This is a genomic window from Hahella ganghwensis DSM 17046 (assembly GCF_000376785.1).
In the GTDB taxonomy this organism is placed as follows: Bacteria; Pseudomonadota; Gammaproteobacteria; order Pseudomonadales; family Oleiphilaceae; genus Hahella; species Hahella ganghwensis.
The window spans coordinates 21920-40975 of the sequence record NZ_AQXX01000098.1; the positions used below are offsets into that span (position 1 = coordinate 21920).

Consider the following 19056-nt stretch of genomic DNA (forward strand, 5'->3'; position numbering starts at 1 on the left):
AGCGTTGATTTATCGGCCGCTGTTTTGGCCTTTCACTTTCAGCTTTGACCTCCAGCAGTTACTCGCCACCAGCTATATCAGCCTCAGTAGAGACATCTTCAGGGGATTCCTGATGAAACAAATCAAAATAGGCCACTTCTCTGAGAAATTCTTCTCTATAAATGGGCTTTAACAGTCCGGCTCCTACGATATCAACGGAACTGGGTTCCAATCCTCCCCGACTGCCTGGCCGTTGCCAGGGAACGATATAAAGAATCTTTGGCTGTTCCTGGTCACCGCGGATTTCAGCCCCATCAATAACAAGAACCTCATCAGCTGCCTGTACATTGATAGCCATTCCAAACCAGCACACGCCACAGACCAAAGCTGACTTCTTTGCTTTCGGAACCAGGTAATTCAGAACCATTTTCAAATACATCAGTTCAGCCTCGCTTCAATATCCACTATCCAGAACTTGACTTGCTCTACCGGCTCCGGCTGCAGTAACTGGAAAGTTTTGTAATGCCCAACAGCTTCAGACAGCTTACCCATGTATAAATCATAAACAATCCCCAGATTCAAATGGGCGCTCGCATGATTCGGATTCAATGCGATGGCTTTGAGGTATTTCTGTTCCGCCTCGACAAAATTCCCCTCTCTTCTGTCGAGAAGTCCTAAAGCCACATAGGCATCGGCATTATCAGGATTTACTTCCAAAGCCCGCAGAAACAGCTTCCTGGCCTCGTCAAGATCATCTTCCTGTAATTCAAGCAGTCCAAGGTTCACATATGGACCGGAAAAAGAAGGATAATGACTGATCAATGCCTTGAAATTTTCACGAGCTTCCTCAGGACGACCGCTCTTCGCAGCATCCAGCGCCTGTCCAAACAACGCTGACGCCTCTTCAGGCACAACCGTTTCCGGCGCTACGGACTCTCTGGATGCATCCTGCGAACCGGATATTGTCGCTGCATCCTGTGTCGCAGAGGGCTGCATCGTACCGCATCCGGCTAAAGTAGCCAGCATGCAGATAACGGCTGATTTATAGAATGCTTTCACTGACAACAGGGATCTCTTCCGTTCGTTGATATCTTACAGGGAACAACTTCTCCAAGGCCTTAAAGCTGTTCTTAACCCAGGTGTCATACACACCATCCCAGCTTCTTTGCGCATTTGATTCATGAATACTGATCGCATCTTCCTCAAATGGATAGGCCTGATCTTCCAGCAGCAGTTCATATTGCTCCAATTCCAGGTCGGACAGGTTTGCCGGTCTTTCAGAATCCAGCAAATCACGACTGAATTGGGCATATATCTCCCCCATCTGGAAGGTCGAGCGTGTTGTATATTCCGCAATTCTGTAGTTGGCAGCTTTCTTGTAGGCATTCATTGCCGCTGCCATGGTTTTCTTCTTTCGGGCCAGATTCTGACTCAGTGGTGCTCTTAACTTGATCTGTTGAAACTCGGCGTAGGCATCATCCGCCAGCTCGATTGTCGCTCCTGCTGCCAGGAACCGCATACGATCAGATGCTTCATCTGAGTGACTGGCGTAACTCTCTTCCAGCTTCCGTAGCCAGAAATTGCGCTTTTCTGGCTCATTCGTGGTCTTATAAAGCCCAGCCAACACAAACTGCGCCTCCATTGCCAGGTCTGCTGGCTCAGGATAAGTGTGCGCATAATTGCGGTAGGTCTCAATTGCCTCCGCAACATAACCATTGGCTTCATAGATCTCTGCAGCCATCAGAAGTGACTCTCTTCGCACTTCCGGATCCTCATGGGAGCCCGCAATTGCCTTCAATTCTCTGGCCGCGTAATCCCACTGCTTGGTCTCGCGATATGCCACCGCCAGCTTCGCAGGAATATCCTGGCTAAGCTCATGTGCCGGATAACGAGCCCGAAAATCTTCCAATACAGGAATCGCTCGATCATATTGTGACAGCTTCAGCATGTAAGTCGCGGCATCATACTGCGCATTCACCCGTATTTTCGCGTCCGGCGTCACCAAACCGACACGAAGAAATTCATCAATCGCAGCCTCAGTCTCTCCCTGGGTCAGGAGCATTTCCCCCTGTCGATAAATACTGGCAGCCAAAAGCTCCACCGTGTCCACACGGCGTTGATCACCTGGCACCATCAGCGCGATGGATTGTGCGTAGGCCCGCTCAGCCAGCGCGTAATGATTCAATGCATACTCACTGTGGCTGATAATCAGCCACGCATTTAATTGAACTTCCTGTGATGGGAGCGGTTGCCACTCCGTCACTTTGGTTGCCGCCGGAATTGCCGCCAGATAGTCTTTCGATTCAAACAGCGTTGCCGCAGCATTGGCCTGAACATCAAGCGCTCTGGGATCCTGTGGATAGTGGTCCACAAATCTTAGCTGGCTGGCAACTTTCTGTGACGTCAGAATGTCCCGGGAGGCTTCCGGAGACTGACTGATCAACTCAGAATGGGTCGTAATGGCGGCATAACCCGCTTCCGCCCCCTCAGCAAAAGCCGGATATTCATAGGCTGCCCTTTCGTAAGCAACAATAGCTTGGTCATAGTCTCCAACCTCATATAACGTCTCTCCTAACAGGTATACCATCTGGGGAGTATTTGGAGAGTTTGGAAAGGTCTCCGCAAATTCACCGTAATAACGAGACGCCAAGCGGTATTCAGGCTTTGCATTGCCACCGGACTTACGTTGCTGCTGCGCACGGGCGTGATGATATTTGGCCAGCTCATCAATAAAGAGCGATAACTTCTCGTCAACAACCGCGGGGATTGGCTTCCCTCTACGTTCCGCCACTCTTCTTCTGAAGTCACTCCGAATACCATAGTTATCGACAAAACGGGCTTTTTCTTCCCTGGCCTCAGATACCAGCCCTTCCTTCATCTGTATATCGATGACTTTCGCCTGGTATTGCGGAGACCACAAACTATAGGGATGCAGACTGATATATTGCTGATAAAGTTTGATGGCATCGATTTCCTGCTCTCTGCTGATCAGCAGATTGGCATAATTGTCATATACCAGATGCTCATAATGACGCTCACCAACTTCCTGGAACAGTTGTTGGACGGACTCAGCACCATCCATATAGGAAAAGGCAAACCCCATTACCCGGAACTGGTCATTCAACAGTTTGGTGCGATCCTCATCAAGCGGTTCGTAGCTTGCCCGCTCCGGCAGCATCTGATCAAGCAGCGCCACAAACGTCTTCAACGCCTCATTAAAACTCCCCTGCTTGAACTGGCTCCAGCCTTTCATATAGAGCGCTTTTTCGAAAAACGTATTATTCGACCGCGCCCTGGAGACAACCAGGTCAAAAGCCTTACCGGCTTCAGGGTAATCCCCCTGTGAGTACAAGATTTCACCCCGACGGAAGTTGGCCTCAATGGCATGATCAGATTCCGGATACTGGCCGACCAACTGGTCCAGGCGATCAAGTGTAGCATCCTGCTTGCCCTGAAGATCGTAGGCCTTGGATAACTGGTACAGAACCTGATCATTGTCAGCCCTGTCAGGGTAGGTTTCGAGAAGTGATTCGTATGTTTGAACTGTCAGCTCATATTCATCATATCCAGGCACAACTTCAGCGACTTCAGTGTCCTGGACCTCATCAGTCTGGAGCATTTTGAGATCAGCCAGTCGATACAGTATTCTGGCCCGGACCTCAGGATCGGCCACCGAGGGCAAAAGGTCCTGGTAATGACTGATCACCTCGCTTATATCAACCTTGACCTCTTCTTCCTGTACCTCTTCCAAAGTAACAGGCTGAAGTTCGGCAAGTGTCGGCATGTTTCTGGCGTGATCTTCATCATCTTTAGAGCCTATCATTGAGCAGCCTGCAAGGCTCCCCATCAGGATAGTGTGAATCATCAGGCGCTTCAGACTACTCATGTGCTCACGCCCTCCTCTTCACTGGCAGTGGAAGGTGCTTGCTGGCTTTCATCATCAACACCTACTTCACCACTCTGGGTATCCACTTCCGGCTCTTTATCATCAGGGGAGGAAACTTGTCCCGCAGGCGCGCCACTTCCACTGATTGGGCCGAGACTTTCTTCCAGGAGTTTGTCCGCTATACGCGCACGGGCAAGCTTGGAGGCATTCAAATAGGTCAGAATTCGCTCCTGCTGACCACGTAGCTCCTTGCGGGCCATTTCTGCAGCTTCTTCCTTACGGGTCTTCAGAGCTCGACTTACTCGCTGAGACAGCTGCTCAATACGCGGCTTGGCAGCGTCAACACGTTGCTCCAGCGTCGCAATCACTGTCTGGTCCGACATTAGCTGCGAGAGGCGCGATCTCCGCTCATTATATTCACCAAGCGTTTCGTCCAGCTCTTTCAATGCTTTCCGGGCATCCCATGACTGGGCTGAAGAAGTCTCGCTGACCTGCCAGATAAAATGGCCCTCGATACGACGTAGCTTCTCCCTGTACTCTTCAATATCGGGATCATTTTCCAGCTTTTTCAAACGGTCCTTAATCTCTTCTATGAGCCCCTTGAACTCCAGTTGCTCTTCATTAAGAAATGCCTGTCCGGATTCATCCTGAAGCCCTTGTTCCAAAATACCCGCCAATCGATCCCTTCTTTCCTGAATTTCCTGGGATTGCTTTTCCGCCAGACTTTCGGCTGTCTCTTTCACCCGTTGCTCTCGGGCTTGCTTGCGGGTTTCCACCATGACCTCAAAACTTCCGACACTGGATTTCCAGGTTTCCAGATCATTTTTCAGGAAAGTAAGCTCTCTGATATCTTTCAAAATGGTCAAAAACGCTTCAGAGGCAAACAAGGTTGCAAGATTTGCCGCAGCCGGCTGAACCTTTAAACGCCCATAACTGTCTGTCGACAACTCTGGATCATCTATTGCCACTTTCCGGCCGGTTCCGGGTAGCGCCATTTTTCCAGCAAAATAATTTTCATCCAGAGACCGGATCTCATCCAGCAGACTGGCACTGCTCTGATTATAGGCGTCGACAGCATTTCGATAAGCCTTGAGCGCGCGACCTTCCTGCTCCAACTGCTCATATATGTAGGCAATGGCGTAGTGTGATTCCCGCACCCAGGGACTATCGGACTGCATGGAGTTCAATTGCTCCAACGCTCCCAGAGCCAACCCAAATCTTTTATTGTTGGCTGCCGCGAGTGCGAAACCAAAAAGCGCTCTTTCTGACCAGGGACCGTTCAGCCGGATCTGGCGATAGGCCTTCATGGCTTGATCAGCCTCCCCCTTTTCCAGGTAGAGTGTTGCCTTGGTCAAGGCGACTCTATCCTGGAGTGCCAGGATCTCGCTTCTGAGAGACTCCTCGTCTTCATCCACGCTATCTTCCAGCAGCTCTTCATAGTCCTCGAATGAAATTTCCTGTAAGACCAGCAACGCTTCGTCAATCTCAGCGCGATCCAGCAAAGCCAGGGATTTATTGAACGTCAGGTAAGACAACGAGAGTGACGATTCATCTACTTCGTCCCGCATTTCAGCCAGCAAATCATCCAAGGCATCCAGTTGCTTCAGGCCGATCATGGTTTGGGCTTTAAGGTAGTAATACTCTTCAAGTCGCTCAGGCCATTCATCTTCAAGAAGCTCAAAGTCAACCTGCGCCAGAGAGGATTGGGCTTTTTCCCAATTCCGTCGCAGATAGTGAACTTTGGACAGATAGAACCATGCCTGCATCCGCACAACCGGGCTGACATATACCTCATCCGGCGCAGATTCAGATGACTCCTTTTTACTTTCCTGATCTAAGCCACTTTCCTGGGCCAAGACATTATCCAGTGCCAAGCCATTCTCTACATCCAGACCTTCTTCATCAGCTGAATGATCTTTATCAACCAAACCAACCGACTCCTGGTCTTCAGGTTGGCCTTCAGCGGGAATTGCCAGTAATTGATTAAATATTCTCTCTGCGGGCCCAATCATGCCATAGGACAGCATCATGCCACCCTTCAGTACTTCCGGATGTGCACCATGACCACGAATCCCACCCCGAACCTCTGCAATGGCCAGATCAGTCAGGGATTTGAAATAGTCTTGCTGGTAGAAGGAAAACAACACTTCCCCATAGGCCAGATCATTTGCCCGGGTCGGAGGGGGGGCTTCCGCTTTAACGCCAAGACTGACTAGCGCAGCCAATAAGCCGATACAACTTGCTTTGGAGATCATTTCTGGGAACATTCCGGAGTCCCTACTCCCATTCCACAACTGAGAAATCGGGCTGATAATTCTTGGTGGAATCCCTGATCCTTAATTCCAGGGAGGTAATATCAGAACCCTTTTCGAAAGTTTTGGTGGTTCCGAGTTTATACTGACGATCATTCGGTCCAGTGCCGGTAATAAAGGCTGTTAGTTCATGCTCTCCACTTCGCAGATTGCCTGTATACAGTCTTTGAATCCCACCCCGATGAAGCGCTTTAATCTGCTTCTCTGTGTAGAGATAGGATGTCACGGTTTCACCGTCAATTTTCAACTCAACCGCATCCAGGTCCAAAAACTGCCCGACATCCACCGAAAGGAAAACCACAAATTGCGTCGTGGCCGGAAACAGCAGATCTTCTTCCAGAATAAACAGGTCTCTGTTCAGATTGATCACTTCCTGCTTCAGATCCTCAACTTCATCCACCAAAGGCTTCTGCAGCTCATCAACACTCCCGGCTTCAGTTGGTTCCTGAGCAAATGCCAACACAGGCATCAATAACACCAGCAATCCCCATCGCGCTCTCACGCCCAATAACTCGCTTGCTGTTTTGAGAGTTGAAAATTTCAACATGGCCGCCTCGTATTAATATTCCAACTTCAAGAAAAGACGCGTGACTAAGGCATCAAACTCATAGAAAGGCTCATCGCCCACATCGTACCCTTCCTGTGTGATATCCCGAAAATCTTCGTACTCAAACTTCAGGTAATCGACAAACAGATTTATCTGACCTTTCTCAATGAACGAAATCATTGATGGCTGGAATTCATAGGTCACCCCGAGCCCAAAGGTATGATTCGAGAAGGTACTTAATTCTTTATCACGTGCCAGAAAGTTCTGGGCGTTCTGAAAAGCAAACAGGTCACTGTAAAAATCTGCTTTGGTTTGCGAGTAGTAACGATATTTGAATTCGAAAATCCACTGATCGAACGCAGGATGGATATATCCGATTTCATATTGATCGGCCCGGATTCCCCAAGTGTCGGAAAAGAATCGGTACTCACCTCGAATGGCGGCGCGATACGGCAGGTAATACATTCCCCGAATCGCTATAGCACGACTGGTTCGCGTGGTTGGGTATTGTTCGCTCTGAAAATCATAACCACGGGCACTATCACTGACAAACCGGACCTGCCGATAGGCATTATTGAGAAACCCCTCATCGGTAATTGCCTCGAAATCCAGGTTAATAATCGCGTTCTTGGTGAGAATCTGAGTCACTCCCAAGCGGTATTGCTGACGATCGAGTTCTTCAGAAAAGTTGTCATCGCCCACTTTGCCCACTTCATCCCAGCCTTTGGTGTAGCCCATGGATATCGTGGTCAAATCTCCAAATACATCCTGACTGACATTGAAACTGAGAGCATTCGATTCATAGTCATTTTCTTCACTGTTGCTGTATGACACGCTCAGAATCGATTTGCCTGTCAGGTAATCCATCGCCACCGACGTCTGAATCCGCTCTTCTTCATACTCACTGGCGGTTGACTCTACATCAATGGAAGCACCACTGACGGAATCCACCAGATATTCACCACTCAGGGAAAATGTCGAGTCGAAGTTCTTTCGCACTAGAATTGCCGGGCCGTCGATCAACTGACCGTCCTGATCATATCGATGATAAAGTACCTCGACCGCTTGCTCAGGCAACACTGCCGCGGGTGCCGGAAGACTCTGAATAACAAACAGACATGCCACCAGCAAAAAGAGCGGCTTGAGTACTTTCGAGCTATCCATAACTTTAGTTACACCCACAGCCACCACCTGATCCGCCTTCGGCACCACGGGCACCTTCACGAGACTGATACATGTGATGCATATAAGAATTGGCAATCCCCATCCTTCCGAAGCTCATAATAGGATCAGCGAGGTTATCCCTTTCATAAGGCTTAACCCAGGGTTTGATTTCGCCACACCCCGCCAATACCAATAGCGCCAGCAAACCTGCAAGGCCGTGTTTCATGAATCTCACGTCATTATTCCCTGATCAGCTTTTTAACTTCTTTGGCATACTTTTCTTCAAATCCAGGCTGATAACCTTTGTGCAAATATCTCATGTTGCCATTTCTATCGACCATGATAGAAGTCGGCATGGCTTCTACGTTGTACATTTCACTCACCTCATTCTTGGTGTCGTAGAGGATAGGAAACGTCACACTGACATCATTCAGAAATTCATCAGCCAAAGAAGGGTCTTCATCCACATTGACCGCCATGATGGTAAAACCGAATTTCTTGTACTTGTCATAGATTTCCTGCATCAACGGCATTTCCTGCCGGCAGGGGCCGCACCATGAAGCCCAGAAATTGATCATGACCACCTGCCCTTTATGCTCACTGAGTCGCAGGTTTTTCTCCAACGAACTCCTTAGTGTGAAGTCCGGAGCTGCCCCTTCAATTTCTACTGCCTGAGCCATTGCGCCGAAGATCATCACCGAAACGGCCAGTATTCCTGTCATCAGCGTCTTCTTCATGTATCTGTCCTCTTTCCGAATCTCTCATCATCTCCATCAACGCGAAGGAGATGTCATTAGAAAAATATGGTTAATCCTGTCGTAAATTCCAGGTTATGAGTGGTTTTATCCGCCCCGAGAATATCGTTATCAAAAATGTGATCACGCATATCCAGCCTGAACGATAACCAATCTGTCGGCAGGAACTGGTAGCCCCACCCGAAGCTGGCAGTTAGACGATCATCCCCGGCGAACTCCGTTGCTCCCAGACCGGCCAGCACATAAAAATTGGTATTGAACGCATACTCCCGTCCAAAAAACGCCTCTCCGGGCAGGAAGTTATAGCCGATGCTCAGGTTATAGTACGTCAGGTCACGATCATCATCCGGTAACAACTGAACATTACCGCTCAGAGTTTCAAAGCTGGTTTCCCCTGCTTCTGTCATACCATAATTAGCTTCCAGAAACAGATCCTCACTCATGTGATAAGCTGCCTTGACACCAATCACGACATCGGACCCAAAGTCTTCAATGCTATATATCCCACCATAGATACCGATCTCAAAGTTTTCAGTATCTATCAGGTCTTCCGTCACCGGCCGTGGTTCCACTTCCGGTTTGATAATAGGCTCATCTGTCTCAGAAGGCTGCTCCTGAGACCAGGCAGACGGCGTTGCCGCCGCGACGGATAAACCACTAATTAAAAGAACACGCTTAAACCAATTTTCCATTCTTCCGCTTCTTCGTTATCGTCTCGCGTAGTCATAACCACATACTCCCGGTACTCAGCTCTCAGGAAATAGCGGTCAGTCAGGTAATATCTCAGTCCAAATCCATAATGGGTGGTGTCCTCATCCCGGTCTTCGACCTGAACGAGGGTCGCCTTGGGTTTGATATAGGCCATTCCTGTCCCCAATGTGAAGAAAGGCGATACTCTCCATTGAGGAAAAGGTTGGTGGACCAGATTGATATTCGCAATCCAAATCTGAGAAAAGTCACCCAGCACCTGGGAGGAGCTGATTTCTGCAGACAGGTTCGGTGTAAACTGGTAACCCACATACAAGGTATTCACCGAAGCGTTTTCGAAACTCCCGGTGAGCACTCCAGCCTCCCAGTCCCTGGAATTGAAATCGTCAAATCTAGGATCGCTGAAAGCAACGGCCTCCCCTGTGGCGTCAAGGGTTTTCTCAATATCATTCCGATGCACCCAGCCTTCTTCACCCTGAACGGTCCTGACTTTTATCCAGTCAGTTTTTCTCTTCAGCAGTTCGATCCATTCATCTTTTTCTGCCACATAAAAAACCGGAAAACCTCTTCCGGGACCACTTCGAATTTCAACATAAGGCTCTACCACCTGAGCTTGTTGTATTTCATCGTAAAAAGGCCAATACCAGGGCGCACCTTCACTTTCCTCCGCATTGGCAGAGATGGAACACACACCGAAAAACACAAGCCCACACCAGGCGAATAGCGAATTTCGCATTGTTGAACTAAACAAGAGAATTAATCCTGAGGTATATCAAATGGGTTATTGTAGTACTGAGCGCCGATATCCACCCATTCGGAAAGCAACTTCAGCTCGGCAGATGACAGATAACCTTCGTGGCTACCACCAGAGGCAAACAGATCGAAGAAATCACCACTCTGAAGTGCATTGCCGGCCCTCAGCGAAGGCGCTACCGCAACTGTCGTCATCAACGGAATCGGATTATCGTCAGCGTCCAACACAAGATTGCCGTCAGCGTCCGTTTCATATACTTGATTACCTTCGGCATCCAACACCGGGACCAAGACATCCTGAAGATTGCCGGAATCCATATCGATCTCCAGCTCTGCATCCGTAAAAAGAAGCTCCCGATATGCCTTGAAATGGTCGTCTTCCTGGTCAGAAGCACCATCGGTCAAATCCAGCTGTGCTGCAGGAATCATCGTGGCCGACATAGCATCGGTATCAGTGTGGCAACTGGTGCAGGTGTCTGCCACAAGATCACCATCACTGTCGGGACGAACCAGGCTCCACATAGGATGAATATGAGTTTCGTAGTTAATCACAATACGGCAGCTGCTGGTCCAGTTATCGCTGCAGTTCTCACTGATAGGCGCAGCAGTTTCAAGGTCTGCGTAAGCATAGCTGAAATCAGCTTCTTTGCTACCCGCAGGAGCCCAATCATCGACAAAATTGATATCAGGTGTCGGTTCCCTGGCACTCTCAACGATTCGGGTTAATGTCTGGGCCATGGTCTCCCCCATATCAGCCGTCAGAGTCGTGTCCGCTCCGGCGAAGCCCAGACCTGTTGTTGGCGCTCCTTCATTAATGGTTGGAGCCTGACTGCCCGCTCTGCCGTGCGGCAACTCGCTGGTGGAGGTATGACATCCCACACACTCCAGCTCTTCCCCGGGTTTTACCTCTAGCCAGTTATGGTGCTGTGATGAAATCCGTTTACCATCCCCGTTCAGAATACTGATGGCAAAGGCAACATTGGCAGGCACTTTAAATCGTGCAGAACCATCGGGCTCAACAGGCACATACCCCAGAATTTCACGCATACGCAGGCTACCCGCCCGGCCGAAGGCAGATCCCGGCACGTCAATCACATCCCTATCGGCACGGGATACTGGCTTTTCCAGTCGAATAAATCTCGCTTCTCTGGCAGAAGCAGGTGTCATCGTAGGATTGGACATCACGCTGAGTCCAACATCGGTCGAATCTGATCCATCAATATCATAAACACTCCTGATATCAACGATCCCATAACCTTCGTTAAAGAGCTCCTCATCCACATCAACCCCGGCCACCACGTCTGGAATATAAGTCGGCAGGGGGAGATCCTGCATGATCACGGCATCACTGTACATGACACCTTCTTCTGGTTGCACAATGGGTAATTGTGTGCCCGTCTGAGGATTCAGAATCCACAATCCATACAAGGGAGTAGCAGCTTCATAGTCTCCGGAATCTATACGTTCCTGCGTACAGGGATAGATAACCGGGTCCGGATCAGGTACTTCAACATCATCTTCCTGTGCAAGAACCAGGCGACATTGACTCCAGCTCACTACCAGGCGGCCGGTGCCATCCAGCAAAGGCGCAGCAAAGGCATAGCGACCGGCAAGGTTGACGCCTTCACCGGTCAATATATCCTCACTGGTCAACGACTCCTGGGCTTCACTAACCGCCCCCAGATTGGAGTAAATTGGCTGCGTGTTATCCGTATACCCACTGATGTCCACCGCCACAAGATCCGCCCCGAAATCTGTTGCAACATATGGGCGCAGACTGACCATGATCCGTCCATCTTCCATTTCCAGAGGCTTAATGAAGTGAACATCGGAATCGTCTGTACCGGTTTCATGAGAGTGATGACCGTAAACAATCTCAAGTTCAGTTCCGTCAGGATTCACCTGATACAGATCCATCGCGTCATTGCCTGGTCCACGGTTCCAGCGTGTAAACAGAATTTTCCCGTTTTCCAGCAGAATGGGGTCGAGATCGCTGCTTTGATTAAACGTAATCTGATGGATATCGGAACCATCACTTTCCATGACATGAAGATTTAGCGCCGGCTCGTTATTCGCTTCATTAAGTGCTGGGTATTGCGGCTTACCTTCATCCAGTAAAATCGCCTGAGACTGGCGCTGGCGGGTTGAACTGAAAACGATTCTTCCGTCCGCCAGGTATTGAGGGGCAAGGTCCTGGCCGTCTTCAGCAGTATTGTCAGAAGTAATAACCCGCCTCAAAGTACCAGCGGTATGATCGTACTCCCAGATATTCCAGGTTGGCTGCTCATCGTCATCGGCATCCTCAATTTCAGGCGCTCGCATTGAGAACAACAACTTGGTACCGTCATAAGACGTGGAGAGATCTTTTATATCAAATAGCACCTGGCCATCTTCGTTGGCAAATTCAGCCGCCGGAAATACGCCTGCAGTAACATGGCGCTCCTCAGCGCTTGGTGACGCCTGCCCTCTAACAAAAAGCCGGGCACCAGGCTTGAACTCTAATGGATCACGCACATCATCTCTGACAATTTCGCCATCTTCGTCCGTAGGTATCTCCCGCTTGACATAAGCGATCGGGAAATCCTCGACCACTGGATCAGCCCCCTGACCGGAAGACCCGATTCCACCGCCACCACAGCCGGTGATTACTGAACAAATGAGTCCGATAAGCACTGTCTTACCAATAGGACGGCCTTCTTCACCGATAGAGCAAATATCGTTCTCGAGACCAGCTTTCATATCAGGAACTCCACTTATGGAAAAATGAACATCTTTAATAACTGACCACAAGCTTCCAGAAAAAGTCATGACTGAGTATTTACAGCTGGCCATGCTAACAACTACCTTTGGTATAATTTTCCCAAATACAACCACAGAGATATCTTTATCGTCTGATGAATCTGTACTAACGCTTTCAAAAGAGTATTTAGAAGCTATATATAGAGCCAGACTATCAATGTAACCGAGTGTAATATCGTGAGTTTTATCACAAAAACACGAACGCCTGTTCTATTACAATCAACCCCAGTTGTAAACCTCGATATCACTTTCAACAATATATTTTGTTGAAATCAAAGGGAAACCCATGCCGCCATAATCCCAAGGAACTACAACTTTAAACAAACAATAGTCCTTATTGCCTAGTACTTAGGATAGGTTATTTAATATGCATTCTGGGTTAGTATTAAAATTGATTAGGGACAGTCAGTCTTTTCTTCGGGAAATGCAATTCAAAACATTATATTGCATTAGAAAATTTAATCGCCATGAGTTCGATCCTTATTCATGCCAGGGCAGTTATTATGTATAAGAAGTATCTTAACCGCACACGCCACACAACACTAAAAAAGCTGACTGCCCTCGCACTGGTCATTACAGCCTCCTCCAACAGTTGGGCTTTGGGCACCGTTGATACCCCCGAGAAAGCAAAACGCTTCTTCGACCGTATCGCAGGCGTACCGCCAACACCAGCAGAGATCACGGAAATCATGAACGCCGCGACGCTTGATGACGCCGCTGACGTCGCCTTCAGAACCCCCGACTTCTACAATGTCACCCTGAAGAACATGATCTCACCTTGGACCAACGAAGATCAGACCCCGTTTGCGCCTTTGAACGACTACACCGCGACGGTCATCGGCATCGTTAAAGATGATCGGGATTTTCGAAGCGTTCTGTACACGTCTGATGTTTATGTCGCTAAGTCCAGCTATGGACTGGTCGGCTATTCGTTGTCGGACAACAACCACTATCTGGCCATCGAAGGATTGATGGATCAGGGAATCAGCCTGGAAACCATTCTGACCCCCAGAGCTCAGGCACTACCTTCTGGCGCTGCAGCAGGTGTAATGTCCACCCGGGCGGCAGGCCGGGCGTTCTTTAGTGGTGGTACCAACAGGGCCATGCTACGTTTTACGCTGATTAACCACCTGTGCATGGACCTGGAGCAACTGAAAGATACTTCTCGCCCGGCCGACCGCATTCGTCAGGACGTATCCAGAAGCCCCGGCGGTGACAGCAGTATTTTTCTAAATAACTGCGTCGGCTGCCACAGCGGGATGGATCCATTAGCTCAGGCCTTTGCCTATTACGATTATGACTACGGCGGGGACGACGACAATATTGAAAACGGAACTCTGGTATACAATAGCGCTGGCACAGTAGATCCGGCAACCGTCGAAATTCTGGAAGACACCCCTGCCCTGAACCGGGTTTCTGATCCTAACGTGTTATATCGGGTACAGGAAAAATACTTCTTCAACAACGGCACATTCCCATTCGGGTACGTTACTACTTCGGATCAATGGACCAACTACTGGCGTGTCGGTCCTAACGAAGGAGTTGAGTGGAATGCTACCGGAGATGCTCCGAACGGATCAGGAACCGGTGCCAACAGCCTTGGTAGAGAGCTTGCCAACACAGAGGCGTTTGCACAGTGCCACGTTAAGCGCGTTTTCAAAACAGTTTGCCTGCGTGATCCTGAATCAAGCGATATTACAGGAATCATTACGACAATGAAGTCTGAGTTCATGGCCAATTACAACCTGAAGACACTGTTCGCTCTGGCCGCTGAAGAATGTGCCGCAGACTAGGCGAAAAACATGCACATCCAAAACAACTCTACCAAACAATATGCTGTAGCCGGGTTAAGCAAAATGAATATTCTGAAGTTTCTAAGCAAAAGCTACCTGATGCGTCTGATCCTGATCCTAATTGCGGCTTCAGGACTGGCTGCTTGTGGCGGTGGTGGCGGTGCCGATACTGTTTCGCTGCCCAACACAGGAACAGTCACTGCCAGCAACTACAACGGTCCACCGCCATCCACTGATGACGTTCAGCTCTTTAAGCTGAATGTCTGGGACAATCTGGTAGACCAGAATCGTTGTGGCGCCTGTCACGGCACCAGCGGCCAGTCCCCGAACTTTGTCCGTGGCGACAACATCAACCTTGCATACACAGAAGCCAACAAGATCGTCAACCTTGCAGAACCTTCAGAATCCAGAATGGTGACCAAGGTCGCCGGGGGCCATAACTGCTGGCTTCCTTCGGACCAGGGATGCGCTGACACTATTACTCAATATATTGTTCGTTGGGCAGGTGATTCAGTGGGCTCTGTCAAAGGTATTGAGCTGACAGAACCGACAAGTCTGTCTGACCCAGACGACTATCTGTCATTGGATACCAGCCCCAGTAACTATCAGGCGTTGTATGATCTGTTCACAGACCCTGCCAGAGGAAACTGCGTTCGGTGCCACTCACGTGCAGCGTCAGAGCTTTCACAGTCACCCTACTTCGCAGAGACCTCTCTTGGCGCTTCAAATCTGGAGGAATCCTATAAGGCCGCTTTCTCTAAAATTGATCCCAATGACACAGTTTTAGGGCCTGATGACGAACCTCAATCACGCTTTTATATCAGGCTTGCGAAAGAGTCACATAACTGCTGGACAGACTGTCAGACAGACGCAGATACCATCTTGGCATTGATCCAGGCGATGAGTACGACAACCTCAGAACTGGACCCGGACGCGATTGCCAGTAAACTTTCACCAACTTTACCGAATGGTTCCCCCGCCAACACAGGTGGACGTTATGAATCAAACATTATTGCCAAGTGGGAGTTCAAAACTGGCGAAGGCACCGTCGCCTATGATACCAGTGGCCTGGAACCCGCGATCAATCTCAATCTGCTTGGTGATGTCGAGTGGGTTGGTGGCTGGGGGATTCGACTGGCGGGTGGTAAGGCCCAGGGCAGCACCTCTTCCAGCACAAAACTGTTCGACCTCATCAAGTCCTCAGGTGAATACTCCATCGAAACCTGGGTTGCTCCGGCAAATGTTACCCAGGAAGGACCGGCAGTCATCATCGACTATGGTGGCAGCGACACCCGACGCAACTTTACGCTGGGTCAAACCATGTATAACTACGACTTCCTCCAGCGTAGCAGCACTACGGACCTCAATGGTGAGCCAGCCTTGTCCACACCAGATGGCGAAGAAATCTTGCAGGCAACCCAGCAACATGTTGTCGCAACTTTCAGCCCGTCAGCTGGAAGACAACTCTTTGTTAACGGAAAACTCATCGAGGAACCGGACAGCGTCAGCCCAGGCAACCTGAATGACTGGGATGATACCTATGCGTTCGTACTGGGAAGCGAACCTTCCGGTAATGATGCTTTCGAGGGCACCATTCGCATGGTCGCTATACACAACAGAGCACTGACGGAAGAGCAGATCAAAAATAACTACGATGTGGGCGTCGGGCAGAAGTTCTACCTGATGTTCAGCGTCAGCCACCTCCTGGAGAATATGCCCAAGAGCTATATTGTTTTCGAGGTAAGCCAGTTCGACAGCTACTCTTACCTGTTTAATGCCCCGTTTTTTATCAGCCTTGATCCCGACGCTGTTCCTGACCACATTCCTCTGGGCGGCATCCGACTCGGACTGAACGGCCAGGAACTGGAAGTCGGTCAAGCCTTCACCAATTTGTCAGTCAACGAACTGGATGCGGCTTATTACACCAGCGAGGCAGGCCAACAGCTGTCGGATGTTGGCACCATCATCCCTCTGGACGGTGGCCCCGAAGTGGATCAGTTCTTCCTTATTTTCGAATCCATTGGCGATCACACTGACGGCGCGGTCAGCGAACCAGGTGACCCTGTTGACCATTTAGTGATTCAACCTTCGTCTGACCAACCACGCATCGCCGTGCGGAACTTTGATGAGATTGTGGCGTCCATGGCCAAGCTGACAGGGGTGAATGCGAGTGATGTACCCTATGAGGATATTGAGCTGTCACTCCCCTCCTCGGAAGACCCGCTATCGTTTGTGCCTTCCAATAACGTTGCCATCACCCAGCTGGCAATCGAGTATTGCAATACGCTGATAACAGATGCGGGTTACACCACTCGTAGGAACAGCCTGTTTGATTCCTCATTGTTTAGCAGTGGAGCCGATTTCTCCGGTGCTGATAAAACGGATTTACTGACAGATCTATATGAAGCATTTATTGGTAACGGACTCGATACCCAGCCAGCAAGTAGTGATTTTGATGACGAGGTCAGCCTTCTGATCGATGAACTGGCAACCGACATGTGCGGTGGAGCCAATTGCAATGCGTCAGAAACTCAGAAAGTTGTGACCGGCGCCTGCGCATCGGTGCTGGCCAGCTCAACGATGTTGCTGCAGTAACCCTATAACGACCTTGATTAACGGCACTTATTAGGAAAGCAACTCATGAAATTCGACAAGTTCTTTTATTCAGAGGAAGACTGATTATGAAACGTACCAAGAACTCAAAGCTTCCTTATGAACCAATGAGACATCCGGATCATCGTCGTCCGGTTACCCGGCGTGAACTAATATCTCAAGGGTTTCTGGGGGGGACAGCTGCAGCCGTCGGAATTTCTCCCCTGGCCTCACTGTTTTTTTCAAGAAACGCAAGTGCTGACCCGATAGATCTGGATATCGACCACCTTATAAGCACCTGCAAGCTAGACGGCGAATCCACCAGAATACCATTCATATGTTTTGATCTGGCGGGTGGAGCCAACATTGCTGGATCTAACGTCTTAATGGGTGGTCAGGGTGGTCAGGAAGACGTGTTGTCAACCGCAGGCTACAACAAGCTTGGACTTCCTGGAGACAGAACCCCCTCTCCTGGTGGCGACGATCCCTCAACAAACTTTATCAATACTGAGTTTGGTCTACGCTTCCATAATGAAAGCGCCATGCTGCGAGGCATGAAGGGCAGCGTTTCGGGAACGATGACTGCAGGTACAGTGAATGGCATGATCATCGCCGCCCGATCAGAAAATGATACTGCCAATAACCCTCACAACCCACTCTATGGTATCGCCAAAGCTGGTGCTCAGGGCAGATTATTAACCCTGATAGGAACCCAGACCAGTGATTCAGGTGGCAACTCTATGTCCCCCGGCTACCTGATCGATCCAACACTTCGGCCAACCAAAATATCGCGTCGCAGTGATGCCACGGGCCTTGTCGACACTGGCAAGCTTGCAGAGCTCCTTGACCAGGACAACAACTCTCCAGAGAACGCAGCACGCGTCATGAGGACCATGTATCGGCTGGCAGAACTTCAAATCGGACTCAGTGCGCACGATGGCGAGTCAATCGATGTTAAGAACCAGATTCGTTGCGGTTATGCCAAAAGCGCCAACAATGTCAATGAGTTTGGCCAATTATCTGCTCTCGATCCACGTGCGGATCTGAGAATTACTACTTCCGTAGGCGGAAGCAAACCAATATTTACGGAAAGCGAACTCGACTCAAATTCTGAGTTTGAACGGACAGCAACCGTGATGAAACTGGTCATTGATGGACTGGCTGGCGCAGGATCAGTCACTCTTGGTGGATTCGATTATCACACCGGCGAACGCACTCGTGGAGAGTCCCGGGATGAGTCTGCAGGCCGATGCATAGGGGCTTGCCTTGAGTACGCAAAACGCGCTGGCAAACCCGTAATGATCTACGTCTTCTCAGACGGATCTGTATCAAGCAACGGAAGGATCGACATGCAGCCCGATGCACAAGGTAAACCAGAATGGACAAGCGACAATCAATCAACAGCCTCATCCTTTATATTGGTCTATAACCCAAGCGGCGTTACGTCAATCAGAAATCAGCTGGGCTATATGTCATCCGACGGAAGCGTCGTCACCAGCTCCAGCCCAGCAGCCAATAGTGTGAACCAATTGGTCAACACCGTCATACTCAATTACATGGCGCTGAATGGGGAAATCAATCAGTTTTCAAACCTCTATTCAACCTTGGGAGTGGACCATGGATTGGGTAGCAGCATGTCAGCTCTTGAGAGCTTGGTAGGGATGAGCATCTAACTAGCTTGACTTGATGTTTTCTGTGCCAGGGACGGCACCAACTCTCACAAAATAGACCTTTTGCCCTACTCCCATTTCCCGCCTTTTAGTGTTAC

14 protein-coding genes are annotated in these 19056 nt (G+C 49.6%); 3 read left to right on the top strand and 11 right to left on the bottom strand.

Going from position 1 to position 19056, the window contains the following annotated elements:
• Positions 1-58: 58 nt before the first annotated feature.
• The 11 genes from F566_RS32395 to F566_RS0109090 are packed head-to-tail and all read right to left on the bottom strand — an operon-like array spanning position 59 to position 12843.
• A complete protein-coding gene (locus F566_RS32395) occupies positions 59-418 on the bottom strand; it encodes a hypothetical protein (protein ID WP_020406665.1) in 360 nt (119 codons plus the stop codon).
• Positions 418-1038 (bottom strand): tetratricopeptide repeat protein, encoded by a 621-nt coding sequence (locus F566_RS32400; protein ID WP_083921039.1) that lies wholly within the window; start codon positions 1036-1038, stop codon positions 418-420. Before F566_RS32400 ends, F566_RS32395 begins: the two co-directional genes overlap by 1 nt.
• On the bottom strand, positions 1022-3865 hold the full coding sequence (locus F566_RS0109050) for a tetratricopeptide repeat protein (protein ID WP_020406667.1): 2844 nt from the start codon (positions 3863-3865) through the stop codon (positions 1022-1024). The genes F566_RS32400 and F566_RS0109050 overlap by 17 nt, the downstream gene beginning before the upstream one ends.
• Positions 3862-6120, bottom strand: coding sequence for a hypothetical protein (locus F566_RS0109055; protein ID WP_026179867.1), 2259 nt, complete (start codon positions 6118-6120; stop codon positions 3862-3864). The genes F566_RS0109050 and F566_RS0109055 overlap by 4 nt, the downstream gene beginning before the upstream one ends.
• 22 nt (positions 6121-6142) lie before the next feature.
• A complete protein-coding gene (locus F566_RS0109060) occupies positions 6143-6724 on the bottom strand; it encodes a hypothetical protein (RefSeq protein ID WP_020406669.1) in 582 nt (193 codons plus the stop codon).
• Positions 6725-6736: 12 nt separating this feature from the next.
• Positions 6737-7906 (bottom strand): DUF3570 domain-containing protein, encoded by a 1170-nt coding sequence (locus F566_RS0109065; protein WP_245555201.1) that lies wholly within the window; start codon positions 7904-7906, stop codon positions 6737-6739.
• Complete coding sequence (locus F566_RS0109070) at positions 7893-8114, bottom strand: DUF4266 domain-containing protein (RefSeq protein WP_020406671.1); 222 nt, start codon at positions 8112-8114, stop codon at positions 7893-7895. Before F566_RS0109070 ends, F566_RS0109065 begins: the two co-directional genes overlap by 14 nt.
• A 13-nt stretch (positions 8115-8127) precedes the next feature.
• Positions 8128-8625: a TlpA family protein disulfide reductase gene (locus tag F566_RS0109075; RefSeq protein WP_020406672.1), complete on the bottom strand. Its 498-nt coding sequence runs from the start codon at positions 8623-8625 to the stop codon at positions 8128-8130.
• 56 nt (positions 8626-8681) lie between these two features.
• Positions 8682-9335 carry an outer membrane beta-barrel domain-containing protein gene (locus F566_RS0109080; protein ID WP_020406673.1) on the bottom strand — a complete coding sequence of 218 codons (654 nt, stop codon included), beginning with the start codon at positions 9333-9335 and terminating at the stop codon, positions 8682-8684.
• On the bottom strand, positions 9305-10102 hold the full coding sequence (locus tag F566_RS0109085; protein WP_245555203.1) for an outer membrane beta-barrel protein: 798 nt from the start codon (positions 10100-10102) through the stop codon (positions 9305-9307). Before F566_RS0109085 ends, F566_RS0109080 begins: the two co-directional genes overlap by 31 nt.
• Before the next feature lie 5 nt (positions 10103-10107).
• On the bottom strand, positions 10108-12843 hold the full coding sequence (locus F566_RS0109090) for an HzsA-related protein (RefSeq protein ID WP_211210634.1): 2736 nt from the start codon (positions 12841-12843) through the stop codon (positions 10108-10110).
• A gap of 563 nt (positions 12844-13406) precedes the next feature.
• On the opposite strand from F566_RS0109090, the gene F566_RS0109095 reads away from it, so the two are divergent.
• The 3 genes from F566_RS0109095 to F566_RS0109105 all read left to right on the top strand — a co-directional run bounded on the left by F566_RS0109095 (position 13407) and on the right by F566_RS0109105 (position 18961).
• On the top strand, positions 13407-14696 hold the full coding sequence (locus tag F566_RS0109095) for a hypothetical protein (RefSeq protein WP_020406676.1): 1290 nt from the start codon (positions 13407-13409) through the stop codon (positions 14694-14696).
• A 9-nt stretch (positions 14697-14705) separates the two neighbouring features.
• Complete coding sequence (locus F566_RS0109100; protein ID WP_020406677.1) at positions 14706-17291, top strand: LamG domain-containing protein; 2586 nt, start codon at positions 14706-14708, stop codon at positions 17289-17291.
• 86 nt (positions 17292-17377) lie between these two features.
• Positions 17378-18961: a hypothetical protein gene (locus F566_RS0109105; RefSeq protein ID WP_020406678.1), complete on the top strand. Its 1584-nt coding sequence runs from the start codon at positions 17378-17380 to the stop codon at positions 18959-18961.
• Positions 18962-19056: the final 95 nt, after the last annotated feature.

What these genes read in the sequence shown, in the direction of transcription:
- F566_RS32395 (WP_020406665.1), bottom strand. Translation starts at nt 418, where the DNA reads ATGTATTTGAAAATGGTTCTGAATTACCTGGTTCCGAAAGCAAAGAAG.
- F566_RS0109050 (WP_020406667.1), bottom strand. Translation starts at nt 3,865, where the DNA reads ATGAGTAGTCTGAAGCGCCTGATGATTCACACTATCCTGATGGGGAGC.
- F566_RS0109055 (WP_026179867.1), bottom strand. Translation starts at nt 6,120, where the DNA reads ATGATCTCCAAAGCAAGTTGTATCGGCTTATTGGCTGCGCTAGTCAGT.
- F566_RS0109060 (WP_020406669.1), bottom strand. Translation starts at nt 6,724, where the DNA reads ATGTTGAAATTTTCAACTCTCAAAACAGCAAGCGAGTTATTGGGCGTG.
- F566_RS0109070 (WP_020406671.1), bottom strand. Translation starts at nt 8,114, where the DNA reads ATGAAACACGGCCTTGCAGGTTTGCTGGCGCTATTGGTATTGGCGGGG.
- F566_RS0109075 (WP_020406672.1), bottom strand. Translation starts at nt 8,625, where the DNA reads ATGAAGAAGACGCTGATGACAGGAATACTGGCCGTTTCGGTGATGATC.
- F566_RS0109080 (WP_020406673.1), bottom strand. Translation starts at nt 9,335, where the DNA reads ATGGAAAATTGGTTTAAGCGTGTTCTTTTAATTAGTGGTTTATCCGTC.
- F566_RS0109090 (WP_211210634.1), bottom strand. Translation starts at nt 12,843, where the DNA reads ATGAAAGCTGGTCTCGAGAACGATATTTGCTCTATCGGTGAAGAAGGC.
- F566_RS0109095 (WP_020406676.1), top strand. Translation starts at nt 13,407, where the DNA reads ATGTATAAGAAGTATCTTAACCGCACACGCCACACAACACTAAAAAAG.
- F566_RS0109100 (WP_020406677.1), top strand. Translation starts at nt 14,706, where the DNA reads ATGCACATCCAAAACAACTCTACCAAACAATATGCTGTAGCCGGGTTA.
- F566_RS0109105 (WP_020406678.1), top strand. Translation starts at nt 17,378, where the DNA reads ATGAAACGTACCAAGAACTCAAAGCTTCCTTATGAACCAATGAGACAT.